This window comes from Microbacterium sp. DMC48 (assembly GCF_056313825.1).
Genome location: NZ_JBQUZN010000003.1, coordinates 522,272 through 541,805, shown reverse-complemented (window position 1 = coordinate 541,805; position 19,534 = coordinate 522,272). Strand labels below are relative to the sequence as shown.

The window sequence follows — 19,534 nt, the reverse complement described above, 5'->3', positions numbered from 1 at the left end:
CGATCCTACGGGGAGGCGCTCAGGCGATCACGCTCGCGCGTTCCCAGCGGTCGCCGCCGGCCAGCTGCGCCTCGTCGGCGGCGGCGGCGGCGGCCGTGATGAGGTCGTCGAGGTCGTAGCCGATCCGCGACACGCTCGCCCAGCCGATGCTGGCCGACAGGCGGACGGCGATCGATTGGTCGGTCGAGACGGTCGCCACACGCTCCAGCAATGCGCGCAGGAGGGGGCGGACGGCGGCCTCGTGGCGCGGCAGCAGAACGAGCATGCGCGAGGGTTCGAGCCGATCGAGATCGGCCTCGGCGGGGAAGACGGCGGCGACGTCCGACGCGAAGCGCTCGAGGACACGGCTGTACGCCAGCGCGCTGGAGGCTTCGCGCAGCGCGATCGGGTCGTCGAGGCGAACGTCCAGCAGCGACCACCACGCGTCGTCGAATCGCTCCGCGCGGGCGAGTCGGTCACGTGCGATGACTCGGAAGCCGGCGACCGTCGCCGTCACCGAGGTCGGGTTCTCGGCCCGGGCGAGCAGCAGCAGCGTGGTCAAGGCGGTCACGAGCGTGATGGCCATGACCACCGGGGTGAAGTCCTCCGTCGGAGGGAGGTTGTCGACCAGGCGCAGGCGGTCGCCCACGAGGTCGGTGCAGAGCCACACCAGGGAGAACACCGCCACCAGGCCCGACGACAGGGCGAGCGGGACGATCACGCCGCGTGCTGCCGTGCGCACACCGACGAGTTCGATCGCCGTGGCTGCGGAGATCGCCGCGAACACGACGAGCTCGACGTTGCCGACCGCGTCTTCGGCGGCCGTGCCCGAGGTGAGCGCGACGGTCACGATGACCACGAGCGTCACACCGATCACCGCCGACAGCAGGATCGGTCGGCGCCCGCGGCGCGCGCGCAGGCCTACCCACACGAGGCCCAGAGCGAGGAGCATGAGTCCGTCGCTGAGGGCGTCGAGCCAGGCATTGTCGAGCAGATTGGCGCTGGTCTGCAGGTAGCTCGCGGCCATGGCGGCGATGAATCCGCTGGACCAGATCGCGGCCTCCCGCGACGGCCGCTGCAAGAACCCCAGCCCGATCATGATCGCGGTGCACAGCGTCGTCAAGGCGACCATGACGGTCGAGATGCTCATGCGCTGACCTCCGTCGTGCTCGGACGGTGAGAGCCCCGCAACGGCAGGCGGACGGTCGCGGTCGTGCCGGTGCCGAGCGTGCTCTCCAGACTGATCGTGCCCGCGTTCTCCTCGATGATCTGGCGGGCGATCGACATTCCCAGTCCGGTGCCCGCGATGCCGCTCGCGGTGGCGCTGCGCGCGCGGAAGTAGGGGACGAAGACCCGCTCCAGATCGTCGGCCGCGATCCCGATGCCGGTGTCGGACACCCGCAGCACCGCGTCGTCGCCCTCTGCGGTGGTCATGACCTCGACGCTACCGCCGCGCGGGGTGTACTTGATGGCGTTGCTGATGAGGTTGTCGACGACCTGGCGCAGTCGGAAGCCGTCCCCGGTGATCGGCAGGGGGCGGTCGATGTTCGTCTGCAGGTCGATGTCGGAGGCGGCCGCGGCCGGGGCGAATGCGTCGGCCGTGGCCTCGGCGATGATCGACAGGTCGAATTGGTCGCTCACCTCCGGGGCGCGGTGGGAGTCGAGCAGCGATTTCGTGAGGGCCAGCATCCGTTCGGCGGCCCCCTCGATGACCGTCGCGTGCTCGCGCTGGGCCGGCGTGAGGTCTTCGGCGTCGAGCATGAGGTCGGCGTGACCGAGGATGACCGTGAGCGGGTTTCGCAGCTCGTGGGAGACGGCGCTGGTTGTCGCCCGCTGCTCTCGGCGTTCGCGCTCGGTGTCGGTGACGTCGTCGAGCTGGATGATGGAGACCTCCGTGTCGTCGTCGGTCTCGGTGCGCACCGTACGTCCGCGGATCGACATCGACAATGCGCGCCACTCTCCGCTGGCGTCGTACAGCCAGATCAGCTCGTTCTCGACCCGCTCGCCGCGGGCGGCGCGGGCGATGGAGCTCGCGTCGCGGGGAAGGGCGGTGCCGCGGTAGGCGTCGTACTCGACGGCGCGCGGCGGATGCCGGTAGTCGTCGTTGTCGTAGGCGTAGAGATGCCGGTAGGCGGCGTTGGCCAGGTCGATGTTCCCACGGTCGTCCACGCGGGCCAGCGCGGTGCTCACGGTGTCGAACAGTCCGTTGGCGCGGTCTTCGTGCACGCTCATCCGCGCGACGGCACGGTCGAGCTGGCGGGATTGGCGCTGGATGAGCAGGCGGAACGCTCGGGTGCGACGGGCGCCCTGGTTCATGGCGATGCCGAGGAAGCCGAGTCCCAGCAGGACGATCATGATCTCCAGGGGCGACGTGAGCGGTGCCCCGGGAATCCACCAGCGCACGATCTGCAGCGCGAAGATGAGCCCGAGCGCGGCGACCACGGCAGCCATCGAGTAGTAGGTGGCCACCCACGCCATCGGGACGACCCACAGATATCCGAGCGTGTGGTCCGAGATGGCGAGCAGTCCGATCGCGACGGCGTCGGCGAAGGGCAGCGCGAGGACGAGCTCGCGATGGCGGGCCCACGGCATCACCATCGCCCACGATGTGATCGCGCAGATCAGGGCGAGCCCCGTCAGCAGCGAGATGTCGCCGAAGAGCCGCGGATTGAGCAGCGTCACGCCCAGTGCGACCGCGACGGTGCTGAAGCCGACGATGAGCTGCCACTGCCACACGGACCTCACGACGGTGCCGATCAGCTGGCTGTCGGCCCATCGACTCTCGACGCGGGGGGTGGTCATCGGTTCCTCATTCGGCAGTCTATTGATCCGCGTCGGCGGCAGCTGTGCCGCTGCGGGGAAGCAGCAGGGTCGCCTTCGTGCCGTGTCCGGGCAGCGACACGATCATGACCTCCCCGCCGTTGCGTCGTGCGAGCATCCGGGCGATGGGCAGGCCCAGACCCGTCCCCGGGGTCGCACGGACCTCGGCCTGCTCGCCGCGGTAGAACGGGTCGAAGACCTGGGCGAGGGCGTCGGGCCCGATGCCCGGACCGGTGTCGCTGACGGTGAACATCACGTCGGCGGCGACACCCGAGATCTCGACACGGACGGCGCCGCCGGCCGGTGTGAACTTGACGGCGTTGGACAGCAGGTTGCCCAGTGCGCGCGCGGCGTCGTCACGGTCGGCAAAGACCGCCATCTCCTCGGCGGTGTCGATGTCGACCTCGATGGAGCGCGCAGTGGCGCTGCTGGTGTGGTGCGCGACGACCTCGTGCACCAGGTCGGATGCCGCGATCTCGAGCGGTCGCGGTCGTTCGGCCTGGGTGCGGCTGAAGGCGAGGAGGTCGTCGAGCATGCCGGCCAACCGTCCGGTGTTGCGATGGATCGCGTCAACCCACGCACCGGCCTCGGCAGGCAGTTCGGCGTCGGAGAGCAGTTCGCTGTAACCGGCGATGATCGTGATGGGCGTGCGCAGCTCATGGCTGGTCGTGGAGAGGAAGTCCTGCCGCTGCCGTTCGAGGTCGTAGCGCACCTGGACGGTGGCGGCGGTGGCACGCGCGGCTTCGGCGCTCTGCTCCGCGGAGTCGACCGCCGTGCGGGCGTTGCGCAGCGACTCGTTGCGTTCGGTGGTCGTCAGTACCGTGAAGATCGCGAGCGCGGCGACGAAGGCGGCGACCGTGATGGCGCGCTCGGTGGGGTCGATGCGGGCCGGGTCGAACACGCCCATGCTCAGCCGGCTGAACAGCATCGTCGTCAGCGCGACGACGAGGGCCTGGATCTGGGCGAACAGCGGCGGGAAACGCAGGGATGCCCACGCCAACGGCACGAAGACGAGGAATGCGAGCGGCAGAGGGCTGAGCGGGCCGATGCCCGCCGCGATGACGATGAGCATCACGAGGATCTGCGCCGCCGACTCACCCGGACGAGAAGGCGGTTGCGGCTGCCCCTCGAAGAGCGCGAGAGGAACGATCAGCAGCACGGCCGACAGGTGGGAGGCGCAGGTGATGATCGCCGAAGCGAGGGGTTCACCCTCGACGAGGGTGATGTTGATGAGCGCGATGAGCAGGGCGAAGACCATGGCGGAGACTGCGGACAGGGCGACGAACTGCACCGCGTCGGTGGTTGTGCGCAGGCGTGCGTCTCGGCCCCGGCGCAGCAGCAGCCAGCCCAGCATCGCCGCTTCGATCGCGTTCGCCAGTCCGTACAGACCGCTGAGCTCGGCGGGTCGCCCCGCCACGAGGTTGCCGGCGGTCGTCGCGACGAGCACGACGCACACCGACACCGCGCGGCGGTGAGGCGGCGCGCGCAGGACGAGCACGACCGAGACGCCGGCCGCGGGCCACCACAGGGCTACCGGCACGCCGGGAACGGCGAAGCCGACCGCCACGATCGACAGCACGAAGATGAGCACTGCTCCGCCCAGCCAGAAGCCCAGGGTGCGCCACGCAGCTGTGGGGCGATCGACGGGGCGATCCACCCCGGAGGCTGTCATACGAGTACGCTAATGGCATTCGGGGGAAATCTAGACAGGCTAGTTATCGAGGGGCTGAGTCGGTGGAGGGCGCACCCATGGCGAACGTGCTCGTTGTCGATGACGACGCCGACGTCGCCGAACTGGTGCGCACGGTCTTGAGCATCGCCGGTCATGAGGTCACCGTCGCCACCGACGGCGAGCACGGAATCGCCGCGGCATCGGCAGCGCACCCCGATCTCATCGTTCTCGATTGGATGATGCCGGGGATGACGGGCATCGAGGTCTGTCGCACGCTGCGGCAGGATTCGTCGTTCGATGCCACCCGCATCATCATGCTCACGGCCAAATCGGCGCCGTCCGACATCGATGCGGCGCGCGGAGCGGGTGCCGACGACTACGTCGTGAAGCCCTTCGCGCCGCGCGAGCTGCGTCGCCGCGTCGCCGAGCTGCTCGCCTCGTGACTGCGGCCGGCTCAGCCGGCGATGTCGATGAGGCGTGAGCCCGCCCAGAGGGTGAGCACGGTGCCCGATGCGCTGCTGCTCGCGTCCAGTGCGAGCGGCCCGGCGGCATCGGCGGCGTCGAGCGTCGTGCATCCGAGATCGCTCGTTCCGGTCGCGTCGCTCGAGTGGGCGGTGATGCGGATGCCGCTGCACGCGGCATCCATCTGCGCGATGTAGACGGTGTCTGCGCTGACGGCGACGGCGCGTGCGGTCTGAGCGAGACGCGTCCAGTTCTGCCCGTCCAGGCGGTAGGCGGCGTCGTCGCAGACGATCGCGGTGGTGCTGCCGGCCGAGCGCAGGCCCCAGGGTGTCGCGCAGGGGGCGGCGATGCGTGTGCCGTCGACGATGACGGCGCGCTCGCCGGGCAACACGTAGGTGTCGACGGCGAAGATGTCGGGATAGGGCTCCCAGAACCGGCCGTCGGTGTAGGTGCGCAGCGTGTTCAGGGTGCAGTTCGCGCCGAGCGCGGCGACGGCGGTGGCGTTGCGCCCACCGAACGAGGTGAGGCTGAGCACCTGGACGGCGCCCTTCGTCGTCGGGGTGACGCTCTGCCACGTGGCGCCGTTGTCGCCGGAGCGTTCGACGACGGGGGCGGCGCCGCCGCACGCTCCCGCGGTGGCGCGCCACATCGCGTCGGCGCCGACGGACAGGAACCGCTCGGCCGCACCGGGCGCGCCGGCAGGGGTGGGGGAAGTGGATGCCGTGGGTGTCGCCGTCGCTGTCGGGGTGCGGACGGCGTAGGTGAAGGTGGGCGCCGGTCCGACGGTGGCGTCAACGTCGCCGGGGCCGCGGCCCTGCCGGAGCGCGGCGACGCTGAGCCCGACGGCCGCGACGGTGAGCGCGATCAGTCCGATCGCGATGAGCGTCGCGCCGCCGCGGCTCTTGGCGAAGCTGCGCGGGCGGGGCACGACTCAGCTCTCCCTGTCGGCCTCACGCGCGTCGCGGCGGGAGTCGAACCCGAGCTCGTCGAGCGTGGGCGCGGCGGGCACGCTGGCCAGCGGGGTGGTGCGTCCGCGGCGCTTGGCCCCCTTGCGCTCGGCCTTGGAGGTCTTGGCCGGGGTCTCGCGGTAGCCGTACCCGTATCCGTAGCCGTACCCGTAGGCGGAGTAGTAGGAGTCGGGCCCGCGGGTGGGAACCATCGACATCACGAAGCCGGCGAGCTTGGCGCCGACGGTGTTGAGGGCTTCGGTGGCCCCCTGGAGCTGGTGCTTGGTCGTGCGGCCGGCCGAGATGATCAGCAGCGCGCCGCTGGTGACGCGCGCGAGGATGGCGGCGTCGGTGACGGGCAGCAGGGGCGGTGCGTCGCAGAGCACGACGTCGAAGTCCTTCTCGAGCATCTCGAGCAGGGTGTTCATCTGGCGCGAGCCGAGCAGCTCGCTGGGGTTCGGTGGGATCTTGCCGGCGGGCAGCACGTAGAGGCTGCGCCCGCCCCAGGGGAGCATGACCTCGCCGACCTTGGCGCGGCCGATGAGCACGTCGGTGAGACCCGCGCCGCCTTCCATGCCGAGGTATTCGGCGACCTTGGGCTTGCGAAGGTCGGTGTCGAGCAGGGCGACGCGCTTGCCGGCGTCGGCGAGGGCGATGGCGAGGTTGATCGTCGTGGTCGACTTGCCCTCGCTGGGGATCGAGCTGGTGATGACGAAGCTGGATCGGCCGCCCATGTCGAGGAACTGCAGGTTGGTGCGCAGCGCCCGGAACGACTCGGCCCGGGGGCTGAGCGGATCGGCGTGGACGATGAGCGGGCGCTCCTTGGCCTTCGTGTCGTAGGCGATCGCGCCGATGCCGGGCGAGCCGGTGATCTGCTCGGCCTCGCGGGGCGTGCGCACCCGGTTGTCGAGGGTGGTGCGCAGCACCGCGACGCCGATGCCGAGGGCCAGGCCGACGAGAACACCGAGGGCGAGGTTCAGCGGCACGTTGGGGCTCGACGGCTTCAGCGCGGGCTGCGCGTCGCTGACGCGGCTGAGGCGGATGGCGCTGGCCCCGCTGTTGCTCTCGGGCTCGAGCTGCGGCACCGCGGAGGCGAGGCTCGCCGCGATCGCGTTGGCGATCTTGGCCGCCTGGACGGCGTCGGGGTCGGAGACCGTGATGGTGATGAGCGTGGAGTTGAGAGCGGCCGACGCCTTGACGTCTTTCGCGAGATCTTCGGCGGTGCGGGCGAGGCCGAGGTCGGCGATCACCGGGTTCAGCACGACGGGCGTCGTGGTGAGTCCCACGTAGGTGTTGATGCGCGCCTGGGCGAACGACGATCCCTGCTGCAGCTCCTGGGCCGTGTTGCCCGACTGCGTGGAGACGAAGACCGTGCTCGCGGACTCGTAGATCGGGGTCCTCGTGAGGGAGTAGCCCGCTGCCGCGCCGAGTCCCAGCAGGGTCAGCACGACGATCACGAGCCAGTTCTTGCGGAGGATGCGGATGTAGTCGCTGAGCTCCATGGTGCCTCTCGAAGACGCGCTGCCAGCCAGGAGGGGGGTTGCAAGGCCGGGACGATCGGACTCAGTCTGCCATAGCGGATGTTTCGGGCCGGTGTCCGGGCGGCAACACGTGCGTGTGCAGCCTGCACAGGTCGTCGTCGCCGTCGGTGCCGCCGTGTGGATCCGTCATCATCACCCCACATCGCTCAGCAGCTCAGCGCGTAGCGGGCACCCCCACCGATGCGGGGCGTGCGATCGGCGTCGATCCACGGCGGCGGGATGAACCACACCCGCGCGGCCACTCCGACGCCGTCGACGCGGATCTCCCACCCGTCGCTGTGGATGCGATGGTGGCAGCCGGTGCACAGCAGCACGCCGTTGTCGAGGTCGGTGGGCCCGGCATCCCGGTTCCACCAGGCGATGTGGTGTCCGTGAGTCCACGCCGGCGGAGCCCCGCAGAACGCGCAGCCGCCGTCGCGTTCGGCGAGGGCGAGCTTCTGTGCGGGTGAGAAGAGGCGACGCGTGCGACCCCAGTCGAGAATCTCGCTGTCGCCGCCGAGAACGCACGGAATGACCTGCAGGTCGGCGGCGAGCCGGCGCACTTCCGCGGCGGGCAGCGATGCGTCGAACCCATCGATGCGCGCGACGCCGCACCCCGACTCGAGCTGGTCGAGCGTCATCCGCACGACGACGGTGGTCGTCGCGACCGTGGGGACCTGCTCGCAGCCGAGGGCGTGCGCGCACAGTTCGTGCAGGGCGTCGGCTCTCATCTGCGGCACCGTGCGCTCGTCGCGAAGAGCGCCTGCCTTGGGGTCGTCGCCGCCCCCGCCCCCGTGCCCATGCCCGTGTTCGTGCCGCGGGGCGTGCTCGTTGTTCTGCAGCACGCGGGTGACCATCGCGTCGAGCACCGTCTTGATCGGCGCGGCGGTGGCCACGTCGAACACCCCGGTGAGGTGGAGCATGCCGTCTCGCTCCTGCATCCGCAGCGCGCGGGCCGACCGATGCTCCTCGTGCGCGGCGGCGAGCCCGTCGGGGTCGAGTTCGGCCTCCGCGTGCGCCAGCAGCCGGGTCAGCTCGTCGGCCCGCAGTCCGGGTGCCCGCTGGCAGAGGTCGCGCTCGGCGGCATCCCTGCGCGCGGAATCGACGCGGAGCGACAGCTTGTCGAGCAGAGTGATGATCGCCGACGCCGCCGTCATCGACAGAGCGCCCGCCGCCACAGCCGCCGCCACGTGCGGATGCGCGGCGGGTCGCGACTCGCCGCTGATACTGGTGCGCGGCGCCGTGCTCTCGCCCACCTGCACGAGTCTGATCGCTTCGCCCACGCTCGCGCCGGTGGTGGCTTGGATCAGCGCGACGGGGGAGCGGAAGCCCTGCTTCTTGGCGAGGGAGTCGCCCCCGAGCTGCGGCCGCGACTGACGGGAGATCTCGGCTGCGACGGGCGCGAACGCGGCGTCGACCTGGCGCATGAGCACGCCGAAAGCGCGATTCACCTCGACGAGCGCGCTCGGTGAGAGCGCGGCCGGCGCCTGTGCACCGCCCGCCGCCGCGAGCGCGTCGAGCGCTGCGGCGATGCCATCGAGCCTGTTCTCCATGACTTCGACATTAGAACATACCTACGACACTCGTCGGAGTTGTCCACAGGGGTCGAGGTCAGCCGAAGGCGATCCGCACGACGCGTTCGACGGCGACGAGCCCCGGCTCGAGCTCGACCGCAGAGCGTTCGTACGTGGCCGCGGAGCGACCGTAGGGGTCGATGACGTCGTCGTCCTCGGGGGATGCCGGGGGCAGCGTGATCCCGCGGCGCCCGGCGATCGCGCCCAGCGCGGCGGCGAAGCGCTCCCGCGGGGGTGCGCCCTCCCCGGCGGTCGCTGCGGCCGTCCGCAGGTCGTCGTTGCTCAGATCGGCGGCGAGGCGGGCGAACTCGCGCGCCGTGAAGGCCTGTCGCATGCGCGAGGGGTCGAGCTCGACGACTTCGCGGCGGTGGTCGCGCGCCATGGAGAGCACGAGATCGGCGGTGCGCACGTGCACCGGGGTGAGGTAGCGGGCGCCGTGGGCCGCCACGAGCGCCGGGTCGACGCCGCGGGCGAGGGCGAGGTCAGCGGCTTCGGGAGTCATCGGCATCCCGTCGCGCGCGCGAGCGCCGGCGCTGGAGACGCGCACCGGAAGATCGGCGAGGCGGGTGGCCAGCAGCTGCGCGGCCAGGGGGGAGCGGCAGATGTTGCCGGTGCACACGGTGAGGATCTCGAGCACGGTGACTTCCGGTGTCGATAGAGCGGGGGAGGGAGTGTGTGGCTCGCCGCGTGACCGGTAGTTTGGCCACGTGCCCGATCAGCTTAGCGACCCCGGTTCGTCCGCCGTCGAGGCGTCGACGCCTGCGCGCCGGTCGCCGAGTGGGCGCGGCGCGTCGGAGGCCTCTGGCGAGACCGCGACGCCCGGGCGCCGTCGTCGCAAGCGCACCGACTGGCGTCTGGGCGGCACGTCGGTGCGCCGTTGGGACCTCTCCGTCCTGTCGGCAGCGCTCATCGGGGTGGGGCTCGGCGTCGTCGGCGGCGGCGCCGTGAGCCGCATCGCGGCGCCGTGGGCCGCCACCGCCTCGACCGTGGTGCTGTGGCTCGGGCTCGGTGCCGCTGTCGCATTCGCGTTCGCGCGGTCGCGGCCGGCCGGGCTGCTGAGGTTTCGGCCGATCGATGTGCTGTGGGGCGTCGGGCTGGGGCTCGGCCTGCGTCTGCTGCAGGGCTGGGTGAGCGGTGCGGATGCCGCGGCCTTCCCCTCCGCGATGGCGCTCGACGGCGGCCTGCCCTCGGGGTGGTGGCTGACGGAGGCGATTCCGGCGGGGCTGGTCGCGCCGCTGGTCGAGGAGTTCTTCTTCCGCACGGTCGTTCTCATCGCGGTGTATCAGTTGCTGCGGCGGAGCGTGGGTGGGGTGGCGGCCGGGGTGACGGCGGCGCTCGTGTCGGCGGGCGGGTTCGTGCTGCTCCACGCGACGGCCGGGGCGTTGACGCTGGTCGACGGCATCCAACTCTTCGCGGTCGGGGGCACGTGCGCGCTGGTGGTTCTGCTTACGGGCCGCATCTGGGGCGCCGTGTTGACGCACGTGGTCTACAACGTGTCGTATCTGGTGCTCGTCGTCGTCGGAACGTGGGGTGCCGTCGCGCCCGCGGCGCCGTCGCTCGGCTGACGGATCCGCACGCGACACCAAGTTTTCACCAAAAGGATGATGAGAGCCCTCTCATCGTGCTCATAGGCTCGGGTGTCACCGGGAGTCATCAGACCGTCACGCGTCACACACCTGACACATTCGGCTGATAATCTCCCGACAGCCGGGGGGCCGAAACCGAGATATAGGAGGAAGCCGAAGTGTCGACCGATATTCAGGTCGATGCGACGACGGAGTCGCCTCACGACTCGACAGCACCCCGCGCGGACAGCGGCTCCATCACTGCTCCGGCCGGTGCGTCGACTCAGGCCACCAGCACTATGCGTCCCGCTGCCCCACCCTTCAACGATTGGCGTCGCCGCTTTCAGCGCCGGCTCGTCGTCAGCGACTTCCTCGTGCTGACCTGGGCCGTGTTCGGCGCTCAGATCGCGTGGTTCGGGTTCGGTAACGCGCAGATCGCCATGCGTGACGACGTTCGCATCACTGATTTCTCTTATTGGGCGTTCTCGGTTCTCCTCATCGTGCTGTGGATGGGCGCGCTGTCGTGGAGCGACTCCCGCAGCTACCGCGTCATCGGCATTGGCACGAGCGAGTACGTGCGCGTCGCCGTCTCGAGCTTCCGGTTGTTCGGTGTGATCGCGATCGTCGCGTTCCTGACGCGCATCGATGTCGCCCGCGGCTTCCTTCTCCTCAGCCTGCCGATCGGTGTCGCCGTGCTCCTCTGGACGCGCTGGCTCTGGCGGCAGTGGCTGCTGTCGAAGCGCCGCCACGGGAAGTGGTCGGCACGGCTCCTCCTGGTGGGGTCGGAGTCTTCGGTGGGACAGATCGCCCGCGAACTGCAGCGCTCGCCGCGGTCGGGGTATGTCGTGGTCGGGGCCTGTGTGCCGCATGGCAAGATCGCCGATGTGATCGATGGCACGAGCGTGCCGGTGATGGGCAGCGTCAACGCGGTGGCGTCGGCGATGCAGGCGGTGAACGCCGACACTGTCGCGATCACGAGCACCGATGAGCTTCCGGCCGACAAGGTCAAGGAGATCTCCTGGGGCCTCGAGGCGGGTCGTCAGCACCTGGTGCTCGCGCCGAGCATCATCGACATCGCCGGCCCGCGTCTGCACACGCGCCCCGTCGCCGGTCTGCCGCTCATCCACGTGGAGACCCCGCGGTTCACGCGCGGCCAGCTTTTCGTCAAGCGGACTTTCGACATCATCGCCGCCACGATCTTCATCGTGCTGCTGTCGCCGGTGCTGCTGGTGGTCACGGTCGCGGTGTCGTGGACGAGCATCGGTCCTCTTCTTTATAAGCAGGAGCGCATCGGTCGCAACGGCGAGCCGTTCAAGATGCTCAAGTTCCGTTCGATGCGCGTGGGCGCCGACAAGGAGCTCAAGGCGCTGCTCGAAGCGCAGGGCACCAGCGAGAAGCCGCTGTTCAAGATCAAGGACGACCCGCGCATCACTCCGGTGGGCAAGTTCATCCGCAAGTACTCGCTCGACGAGCTGCCCCAGCTGTTCAACGTGCTCGGCGGCTCGATGAGCCTGGTGGGCCCTCGCCCGCAGATCGCGGCGGAGGTCGCTCTTTACACGGATGCCGCGCGCCGGCGTCTGCTGGCTCGCCCCGGCCTCACCGGCCTCTGGCAGGTGAGCGGCCGTTCGAGCCTCGATTGGGAGGATGCCGTGCGTCTCGACCTCTACTACGTGGAGAACTGGTCGCTGGTGAGCGACCTGGCCATTCTGATGAAGACGGCCAAGGCTGTCATCGCGCCAGGGGAGTCGGCCCATTGACTGACACAGCAAGCTACAAGCTAAACGGAGACCTGATGTCTGCCAGGTGGTCGCTCATAACTGTCACGTACAATAGCGCTGCGAAACTCCGCCAATACTGGTCCGAGCTCAACCTCCCTGACGCCGTTGAATGGGTCGTAGTCGACAATGCCTCTTCCGACGACTCAGTTGCGGTAGCGCAAGAACTGGGGGCACGGGTTATTCCTCTTCCGCGCAACGTAGGTTTTGGCGCGGCGAACAATATCGGATTCGAAGTCACAGAAGGCGCGTACGTTGCGTTTGTCAACCCCGATGTGACGCCTGTGCTTGATGATTTGAGTCGGCTTGCACAACACCTATCGAACAATCCCAACGACCTTGTCGCTCCCCAGCTGGTTAACGATGATCTGAGCCTTCAGCCCAATGGGCGAGGGAGACCATACCTCTCGGCGAAGATTGTCAACCGCCTACGGGATCGCGGTGGACGCGACGGGTATTTGCTCGTTGCTCAGGCGGGCGAGGTCCTGGAGACTGACTGGCTCATGGGAGCGATGGTCGCAGGTACACGCGACCGTATCAAGAAGATTGGCGTCTGGGATGAGCGCTTCTTCGTATATTACGAAGACAGCGATCTGGGGCTCCGAAACGCGGCGCACGGCGGCCGGTCAGTGGTGCTAGGTGACATCAGGTGGATTCACGGGTGGGCGCGCGAAACCAAGGCCCCGAGCCTTGCTGCGTGGCGGCTCGAGTTGCCCTCCATGGTCAAATTTTACTCAAGGTATCCGAACCTCATCCTGGGTTCCTCACCGCATAGAAGGCGAGTGGAAGCTAAATGAAAGCTCTCATCACAGGCATCGCTGGGTTCGTTGGCAGCACGCTGGCGCTCCGACTACTTAGAGATGGCTATGACGTACTAGGTGTCGATTCCCTGACCGACTATTACGACACGACCCTTAAAGAGAAGAACCTTGAGCTCCTGGACTCTGGCCGTCGTGGTTCGCGGTTGACCGTGCTACGAGCAGACCTTCGCGATCTAGACCTTCGCGAACTCCTTGTGGACATCGACTACGTCTTCCATCAAGCGGGCCAGCCAGGAGTCCGAAAGTCGTGGGGCAGGGACTTCTCGTTCTATATCGAGTCCAATATCGACGTGACACAGCAACTTCTCGAGGCTGCGCGCACTGCTCCGCGACTGAAAAGGCTCGTGTACGCCTCTTCCTCCTCGGTTTACGGCGATGCTGAGACTTATCCGACTTCGGAGACTCTTCGCCCACAGCCGCGAAGCCCGTACGGAGTGACAAAACTCGCTGCCGAGCATCTGTGCGTTCTCTACGCGGCCAATTTCGGAGTTCCGACCGTTTCACTTCGTTATTTCACGGTTTATGGTCCGCGCCAACGCCCGGATATGGCCTTCACTCGGTTCCTGCGTGCTATCAAGGATGATCGGCCCATTACCCTCTTCGGTGACGGAGAACAGATTCGCGATTTCACGTTCGTCGATGACATCGTTGATGCCAACATCCGAGCCGCAGAAAGCGCATCCCTAGAGAACGGTGCGGTGCTAAACGTTTGCGGTGGAAGCAGCGTTTCAGTGAATGAGGTCCTGGGCATAATGCGCGATGTGTCAGGTCGGGATGTCCTCATTGATAGATATGAGGCGGTGGCTGGCGACGTTCGACGAACGGGTGGAGACTCCCATCAGATTAGGCAGTTCCTGGGATGGAGCCCCCGTGTTCAGCTAGAAGAAGGGATCGCGCGTCAGTGGGCGTGGGTCCTTGAGTCGGACGGTTGAGCGAGGGCGCCATGGGCGATTCGCGGCTCGAGATGAGGGTGGTCTTCGCTCTGAGGTCGGATGCTCTCACGAAGCCCGGAGGCGACTCTTCCAAGGTTCACCGTTATCGGTCTCACTTAGCGGCTCTCGGGTGGGACTCGTCGATTGTCACATCGCCGCAGGACCTCGCGAAGGAGCGAGCGGACGTCGTGCACATTGTGAACCTGGATCTTCCCATCGAGAACTCCGGGTACGTGCGTGTCGCTAATCGTATGGGCGCTCCGATCGCATTGTCGACGATCAGGCACCCCTTCGACGGCGTGGAAGCTATGTACCATCATGGCGCTGATTCCTTTTACAAGTCGACAAGGCGTCTCCTGCTATCCGCCGACCAGGCAGTGGCGGCAAGGGAGCGTATCAAGCTGTTCAGGGCAAAGAATCCGTCGTGGAGGTTAGGTGGATCGAGCTTCTTCCGCAATCAGCATCGGCTTATCGGGAGCGTCGACGCGTACCTGCCTATGGCAGAGGGGGAGAGGCTCGATCTCGAGCGGCTCTTCCGCCCACCCGGACAGTGTTCAGTAGTCCGTAACGGGTTCACCTTTGGCGGCCTCAAGACCGCCGAGGAGGCTTTCGCTGATCCCACGTTCGACGTGATTTCGGTCGGGAGGATCGAACCTCGGAAGAATAGCGTCGCTCTAGCGAGAGCGGCGCTTCAGCTGGGAGTTACAGTCAAGTTCGTTGGTGCGCTAAATACTAAGCACCGTGCATACGCGATGGAGTTTGAACGGCTAGTAGAATCCTCGAGCGCTATTGTGCACCAGCCGGCCGTCCCTCAGGACGAGTTGCCGAAGATTCTTGCGCAGGCTACGACGTATGTGAATCCTGCGTGGTTTGAAGTCGTTTCGCAGGCAGATGCCGAAGCCGCGACGCTTGGACTGAAGATTGTCACGACAAAGCACAGCTACATTCAGGATGCGCTCGGACCGTCGACTCCTGTGTTTGATCCGACGGACCTCATAGCGACCCCAGCGGACGCCTTGGCCGCCGCTCTAGGGAAGGCGACCACAGTGAGCCCACCAGCGCCGATTCAATGGAGTGATGCCGTAGCGGACCTCGTTCGCGCATATGAAGGGATAGTGCGCAGATGACAACTCCTAGGCGCGCATCTCGCGGCGACGCGATCTTTCATTACAACCTAGATCCGGGACAACGGGTGTCCGTTGCGAAGCGCCTCGTGAACCCTTCCTTGTTGGCGGCCCGGCTCTTTCGACTTGCCGCAAGTGAGGCCAAGGCTCCGCATCTGATCGGACGCTGGCTTTGCATCTTCCTGTTCTCGTCGGATGTGTCGAGGGGGGCGCGCTTTGAAGGGCCGATAGATCTTCCCCATCCCGTGGGTATCACTATCGGCACGGGTGCGATAGTCGGTCCCCGGGTGCGCATATATCAGAACGTGACGATCGGCTCCTCGCGTGCAGGTCTGTACCCCCGGATAGGCGAAGGGGTGACAATCTACAGCAATGCGGTAGTCGCGGGAGGCCTGACTGTGGGTGATGGAGCCGTGATTGGCGCCAACTGTACGGTCACCCAGAATGTCCCAGAACGTAGCGTCGTTCGCAGTCTGCCGATTGCATGAGCCGCCGGATTCGGGCCGCGCTCAGCTTGTGTCTGGCCGCGACCAGCTGGGTACTTCTTTCGGCCGCTCTACTGCTTCCTACGCTGTTCGGTTCCGGAGCAATGGCGACGTTGTTTGCGGCTGGCTTCATCGCCGGTGTCCAAGCCGGCCAATCGAGCTTTGTGCAGGTGGCGCCTAGTCTGTTGAAGTACTGGGTTGTTGTGGAGGCTGTGCTCACGGTCGCAGGTATTGCGAGTGCCGCATTGGCTGGGTGGACAACGAGTCTCGCTGTAGTCCCGATTGCCGCCACGATCTCGGGTGCATGTCTGGGAATACCCCTCGGTGCGTCGGCTAGTCGAGTCCTCGCGTCGCGTGGTGGATTGGCCTATCAAGCCTTCCAGGTTCAGCGCTCGGTTCTCATCTGTGTGGCGGTCGCTCTCGCTTCTCTCGTGTTCCGTGACAGTTCGACGGCAGCCTTCGCGCTCGCGGCTGCCGCACTCGGCCTCGGTGGTGCGGCGCTGACGATGATGGGACGGAGCCAAGCGCAAGCTGTTCTATCAGAGCAGCTTGAGGCGCCCGCGCTTGTGAGGCCGCTTGCTTATGTCTGGGTAGTATTCGGGCTGCTCGCTTCGCTCTACTACAGGAACGACACCACGTGGCTTCGGGCCAGTGTCGCAGCTGAGCCTGAATTCGAGATCTGGCACATCTCGTTGATTGGCTATTCCGCGCTTCAAGGGTTTATTGGATTCGTTGTGGTGCAAAGACTCTTCGCGCGCCGGGCCGAAGTGGCGGTCATGCTGCAGGAAAAAGCCGAGCGCTACCGTCTCGTTGTTATGCTCGGTTGGATCTCGATCTCTTCCGTGATCCTTGCCACTAGTGTTCTGCTGCCTATTCCATTCTCCGTTGCTATGTCTGCGCTGCTATCTGTCGTAGTCGGTTTTGCCTCGGGTTTGGCTCACGTCGCGCGAAGGAACTGGGCACCTTACCTCGGCGGCATACTCGGTACGACAGCGTTGCTATTGATTCTGCGGGCCGATTTCGACCCACGACTGGCGCTCGCCGCCACCAACGTTGTCATTGGGTATGTCCTTTTGGGTGCGCTAATTTCTGTCAAGGAGAAGCGCTGATGGCCGCCTTTTCCCTCGTTTTCGTTTCCATCGCTGGACTTGTCCAGATAATTGTCTGGGCGAGAAGACGGCTCTACGTGAGATCCTTGTTCTGGCTCGTATTTATAGTCTGCTACCCGATGGATCTGCTCTGGATTAACGGATCTCAAGAAGTCTACCTGAGCGCGACTATCTATGGACCGCTTCCGGATAGCGGCTCGCTCACTACTGCCGCTGTGATGGTGGTTGGATGCTGGGTCGTTATGAGCGCCGTCGTCTCGCTCTCGGCGCGCGGGCGCGGCGAGAGTTCACTCCCGCGTGTGTTGGGCGGTGACTACGCACCGTACCGGCTTCGCTTCTTTGCTTTTGTTCTATTGACATCAATGTTGAGCCTGGTGATTATTTCCAAAGTCGCGCTACATGGCGTCGAACAGACTTTGGCTTCTCGTCAGACCGTGTTCGGTGACGATCCTGTCGCCTTGCTCGCATACTATGCCCTCCCGCCGCTCGCCGTTTTCGGCGCTGCAGCGCTCGGGACGCTCTCCTGGGCCCGGCGGTTCGTCGTAGTTATCCTCATCGTCGTCTCGCTGGGAGTCACCTTCTTGACGGGAAGTCGATCAGGTTTGTTGTTAAGCTTCCTTCTCCCGATTCTCGCCCTCGCTTGGCGCGGAATTTCGCGACGTTTGCGTGGGTATGCGAAGGATATGTCTCGCATTCTCGTAGTAGGGTCCTTGGTGCTGGCTGCCTCTTTTGGTGGGGCTTGGTACGTCAGCGAGTTCCGTGGAGTTTCGACGTCGGAAGGCTTTTTCCGCAGCACGGACCTTTCCCAGGCTGATGTTCTCGTCGCGTTGGTAGCCGCCAATCCTCCTGTCGTCGGCGGGTCGAGCTACTTGGCGGGTGTTACGACACTCATTCCCCGATCGGTGTGGCAAGCGAAGCCGCTGCCGGGGAACGTTTGGTCGAGCATTGTTCTCACGCCCGACAGGTATCAGTTGACGGGTGCTGAGACAACTGCGGGTCTCCTCGGCGAGGCGTTTTTGAATTTCCACTTGATCGGATTTCTCGTAGCGGGGCTCCTCCTGGGCCTGATTGTTGTCTTGTGTGAGCGACTGACCGAGGCCAGACGTCCAGATCTGACTTGGATATTCGGAGTACTTCTGGTTACGCGCGGCATAAATATCGTCCGCGGTGACCTGGCAAACGTGTGGGCTCCTGTGTTCGTTGCGCTAATCGCCTGGCTAATCGTCGTTAAGCGAACGCGCGCTCGCGTCGAGGGGCAAGGTCCTGAGCCGGAATTCCAGCCATCGCGTTCGCGAACAGGATCCGCGAGAACGTGACACAAAAAGTCGGAATTGAGTCAATGCCACCGCGTGTGGTGTGAGTGAGAGGTGTTCAATGAAAATTTCCGTGATCGGCTGTGGCTACCTGGGAGCAGTTCATGCCGCCGCGATGGCCTCGATTGGCCACGATGTTGTCGGCGTTGACGTGGATCAGCGGAAAGTAGCCACACTTTCGCAGGGCCATGCCCCGTTTTTCGAGCCTGGACTCGAAGACCTTCTTCGTGCTGGCCGCGAGTCGGGGCGTCTCAGCTTTACGACGGACATGGCGGAGGTCGTGAACGCGTCCGTTCACTTCATCGCGGTGGGTACTCCCCAGCAACGGGACAGTTACGCGGCTGATCTCACCTTTGTCGACGCGGCGATTGATGCGTTGTTGCCGTTCCTCAAGCAAGGTGACATCGTCGCTGGCAAGTCGACGGTTCCCGTCGGCACAGCAACTCGGCTCTCAGGACAGGTGGAATCGACCGGCGCTACTTTGGTTTGGAATCCCGAGTTCTTGAGAGAGGGCTGGGCTGTGAAGGACACGCTCGAGCCGGATCGTTTAGTGGTCGGTGTTCCGGATGGCGCCGGCGGCGAGCGCGCTGAACGTGCCCTTCGTGAGGTGTACGGCCCAGCCGTAAAGTCTGGAACTCCGTTCCTTGTGACAGACCTTGCAACCGCGGAACTCGTGAAGGTTTCTGCTAACGCGTTCCTCGCTACCAAGATCAGCTTCATTAACGCTATGGCTGAAATCGCTGAGGTAACAGGGGCAGACGTCAGCAAGCTGGCGGAGGCGATTGGATATGACGAGCGCATCGGCCGTCAATTTCTCAAGGCCGGGATCGGCTTCGGCGGTGGCTGTCTGCCGAAGGATATTCGCGCATTTTCGGCGCGCGCGGAAGAACTCGGCCGGGGGGAGTCCGTAGCGTTTCTTCGCCAGGTCGACGAGATCAATCTGCGTCGCCGCGACCGCGCCGTGCAGCTCGTGGTTGACGGTCTTGGAGGTTCCGTCTTCGAGAAGAACGTGACGGTGCTCGGGGCAGCTTTCAAGCCTCACTCCGACGACATCCGTGACTCGCCCGCTCTCGACGTTGCAGTGCGTCTGCACGGACTTGGAGCGAACGTCACAGTCACCGACCCGGCGGCGATCGAGAACGCACGCCGCGTCCACCCACAGCTCACCTACGTAGAAGGCCGTGACGAAGCTATCCGTGACGCGGACGCGCTCGTGCTCGTCACCGAATGGGACGAGTACCGTCGCCAGCTTCCTCCTGAGCACGCGTCGTCGCTCACCGACGGCCGCGTCGTCGTGGACGGCCGCAACGGGCTCGATGCGGCCGCGTGGCGCGCAGCGGGATGGTCGTATTACGGGATGGGGCGGCCCTAGATCCGATCGATTGGGGCGCCGCGCTGGGTGGCGCCCCCAAACCTGATCCTGGAGACGTAACAAC

17 protein-coding genes are annotated in these 19,534 nt (G+C 66.0%); 10 read left to right on the top strand and 7 right to left on the bottom strand.

Annotation, left to right across the window (positions count from 1 at the left end; translation table 11 throughout):
• Positions 1-19: 19 nt before the first annotated feature.
• From ACT53O_RS02520 to ACT53O_RS02510, 3 genes are read right to left on the bottom strand one after another with little or no spacing between them, the layout of a single operon-like run.
• Positions 20-1,129 (bottom strand): diguanylate cyclase, encoded by a 1,110-nt coding sequence (locus tag ACT53O_RS02520; protein WP_112932427.1) that lies wholly within the window; start codon positions 1,127-1,129, stop codon positions 20-22.
• Positions 1,126-2,781 carry a sensor histidine kinase gene (locus ACT53O_RS02515; protein WP_476151238.1) on the bottom strand — a complete coding sequence of 552 codons (1,656 nt, stop codon included), beginning with the start codon at positions 2,779-2,781 and terminating at the stop codon, positions 1,126-1,128. Before ACT53O_RS02515 ends, ACT53O_RS02520 begins: the two co-directional genes overlap by 4 nt.
• Positions 2,782-2,800: 19 nt before the next feature.
• Positions 2,801-4,471 carry an ATP-binding protein gene (locus ACT53O_RS02510; RefSeq protein WP_476151237.1) on the bottom strand — a complete coding sequence of 557 codons (1,671 nt, stop codon included), beginning with the start codon at positions 4,469-4,471 and terminating at the stop codon, positions 2,801-2,803.
• 77 nt (positions 4,472-4,548) lie between these two features.
• Between ACT53O_RS02510 and ACT53O_RS02505 the strand changes: the two genes are divergently transcribed.
• Positions 4,549-4,914: a response regulator transcription factor gene (locus tag ACT53O_RS02505; protein WP_036321166.1), complete on the top strand. Its 366-nt coding sequence runs from the start codon at positions 4,549-4,551 to the stop codon at positions 4,912-4,914.
• An 11-nt stretch (positions 4,915-4,925) separates the two neighbouring features.
• Here ACT53O_RS02505 and ACT53O_RS02500 read toward each other — a convergent pair whose 3' ends face one another.
• The 4 genes from ACT53O_RS02500 to ACT53O_RS02485 all read right to left on the bottom strand — a co-directional run bounded on the left by ACT53O_RS02500 (position 4,926) and on the right by ACT53O_RS02485 (position 9,611).
• Positions 4,926-5,861: a hypothetical protein gene (locus tag ACT53O_RS02500; RefSeq protein ID WP_476151236.1), complete on the bottom strand. Its 936-nt coding sequence runs from the start codon at positions 5,859-5,861 to the stop codon at positions 4,926-4,928.
• Between the two features lie 3 nt (positions 5,862-5,864).
• Positions 5,865-7,382, bottom strand: coding sequence for a tyrosine-protein kinase domain-containing protein (locus ACT53O_RS02495; RefSeq protein ID WP_036289527.1), 1,518 nt, complete (start codon positions 7,380-7,382; stop codon positions 5,865-5,867).
• Between the two features lie 185 nt (positions 7,383-7,567).
• Positions 7,568-8,953: an HNH endonuclease gene (locus tag ACT53O_RS02490; RefSeq protein ID WP_476151235.1), complete on the bottom strand. Its 1,386-nt coding sequence runs from the start codon at positions 8,951-8,953 to the stop codon at positions 7,568-7,570.
• A gap of 58 nt (positions 8,954-9,011) precedes the next feature.
• Positions 9,012-9,611 (bottom strand): arsenate reductase/protein-tyrosine-phosphatase family protein, encoded by a 600-nt coding sequence (locus ACT53O_RS02485; RefSeq protein WP_476151234.1) that lies wholly within the window; start codon positions 9,609-9,611, stop codon positions 9,012-9,014.
• 70 nt (positions 9,612-9,681) lie between these two features.
• Between ACT53O_RS02485 and ACT53O_RS02480 the strand changes: the two genes are divergently transcribed.
• The 9 genes from ACT53O_RS02480 (at position 9,682) to ACT53O_RS02440 (ending at position 19,470) form a co-directional block, all read left to right on the top strand.
• Entirely contained in the window at positions 9,682-10,539 is an 858-nt protein-coding gene (locus tag ACT53O_RS02480) for a lysostaphin resistance A-like protein (protein ID WP_476151233.1), read from the top strand.
• Between the two features lie 179 nt (positions 10,540-10,718).
• Positions 10,719-12,296 (top strand): sugar transferase, encoded by a 1,578-nt coding sequence (locus tag ACT53O_RS02475; protein ID WP_476151232.1) that lies wholly within the window; start codon positions 10,719-10,721, stop codon positions 12,294-12,296.
• 35 nt (positions 12,297-12,331) lie between these two features.
• Complete coding sequence (locus ACT53O_RS02470; protein WP_476151231.1) at positions 12,332-13,111, top strand: glycosyltransferase; 780 nt, start codon at positions 12,332-12,334, stop codon at positions 13,109-13,111.
• Positions 13,108-14,067 carry an NAD-dependent epimerase/dehydratase family protein gene (locus ACT53O_RS02465; protein WP_476151230.1) on the top strand — a complete coding sequence of 320 codons (960 nt, stop codon included), beginning with the start codon at positions 13,108-13,110 and terminating at the stop codon, positions 14,065-14,067. The genes ACT53O_RS02470 and ACT53O_RS02465 overlap by 4 nt, the downstream gene beginning before the upstream one ends.
• On the top strand, positions 14,064-15,194 hold the full coding sequence (locus tag ACT53O_RS02460; protein ID WP_167487078.1) for a glycosyltransferase family 4 protein: 1,131 nt from the start codon (positions 14,064-14,066) through the stop codon (positions 15,192-15,194). The genes ACT53O_RS02465 and ACT53O_RS02460 overlap by 4 nt, the downstream gene beginning before the upstream one ends.
• Complete coding sequence (locus ACT53O_RS02455) at positions 15,191-15,679, top strand: LbetaH domain-containing protein (RefSeq protein ID WP_135948558.1); 489 nt, start codon at positions 15,191-15,193, stop codon at positions 15,677-15,679. The genes ACT53O_RS02460 and ACT53O_RS02455 overlap by 4 nt, the downstream gene beginning before the upstream one ends.
• Positions 15,676-16,785, top strand: coding sequence for a hypothetical protein (locus ACT53O_RS02450; protein WP_476151229.1), 1,110 nt, complete (start codon positions 15,676-15,678; stop codon positions 16,783-16,785). Before ACT53O_RS02455 ends, ACT53O_RS02450 begins: the two co-directional genes overlap by 4 nt.
• A gap of 119 nt (positions 16,786-16,904) precedes the next feature.
• Positions 16,905-18,101 (top strand): oligosaccharide repeat unit polymerase, encoded by a 1,197-nt coding sequence (locus ACT53O_RS02445; RefSeq protein WP_476151228.1) that lies wholly within the window; start codon positions 16,905-16,907, stop codon positions 18,099-18,101.
• Between the two features lie 58 nt (positions 18,102-18,159).
• On the top strand, positions 18,160-19,470 hold the full coding sequence (locus ACT53O_RS02440) for a UDP-glucose dehydrogenase family protein (RefSeq protein ID WP_476151227.1): 1,311 nt from the start codon (positions 18,160-18,162) through the stop codon (positions 19,468-19,470).
• Positions 19,471-19,534 lie beyond the last annotated feature (64 nt).

Coding starts and splice junctions, on each gene's coding strand:
- ACT53O_RS02520 (WP_112932427.1), bottom strand. CDS start 1,129: ATGAGCATCTCGACCGTCATGGTCGCCTTGACGACGCTGTGCACCGCG.
- ACT53O_RS02515 (WP_476151238.1), bottom strand. CDS start 2,781: ATGACCACCCCCCGCGTCGAGAGTCGATGGGCCGACAGCCAGCTGATC.
- ACT53O_RS02510 (WP_476151237.1), bottom strand. CDS start 4,471: ATGACAGCCTCCGGGGTGGATCGCCCCGTCGATCGCCCCACAGCTGCG.
- ACT53O_RS02505 (WP_036321166.1), top strand. CDS start 4,549: ATGGCGAACGTGCTCGTTGTCGATGACGACGCCGACGTCGCCGAACTG.
- ACT53O_RS02495 (WP_036289527.1), bottom strand. CDS start 7,382: ATGGAGCTCAGCGACTACATCCGCATCCTCCGCAAGAACTGGCTCGTG.
- ACT53O_RS02490 (WP_476151235.1), bottom strand. CDS start 8,953: ATGGAGAACAGGCTCGATGGCATCGCCGCAGCGCTCGACGCGCTCGCG.
- ACT53O_RS02470 (WP_476151231.1), top strand. CDS start 12,332: ATGTCTGCCAGGTGGTCGCTCATAACTGTCACGTACAATAGCGCTGCG.
- ACT53O_RS02465 (WP_476151230.1), top strand. CDS start 13,108: ATGAAAGCTCTCATCACAGGCATCGCTGGGTTCGTTGGCAGCACGCTG.
- ACT53O_RS02455 (WP_135948558.1), top strand. CDS start 15,191: ATGACAACTCCTAGGCGCGCATCTCGCGGCGACGCGATCTTTCATTAC.
- ACT53O_RS02450 (WP_476151229.1), top strand. CDS start 15,676: ATGAGCCGCCGGATTCGGGCCGCGCTCAGCTTGTGTCTGGCCGCGACC.
- ACT53O_RS02445 (WP_476151228.1), top strand. CDS start 16,905: ATGGATCTGCTCTGGATTAACGGATCTCAAGAAGTCTACCTGAGCGCG.
- ACT53O_RS02440 (WP_476151227.1), top strand. CDS start 18,160: ATGAAAATTTCCGTGATCGGCTGTGGCTACCTGGGAGCAGTTCATGCC.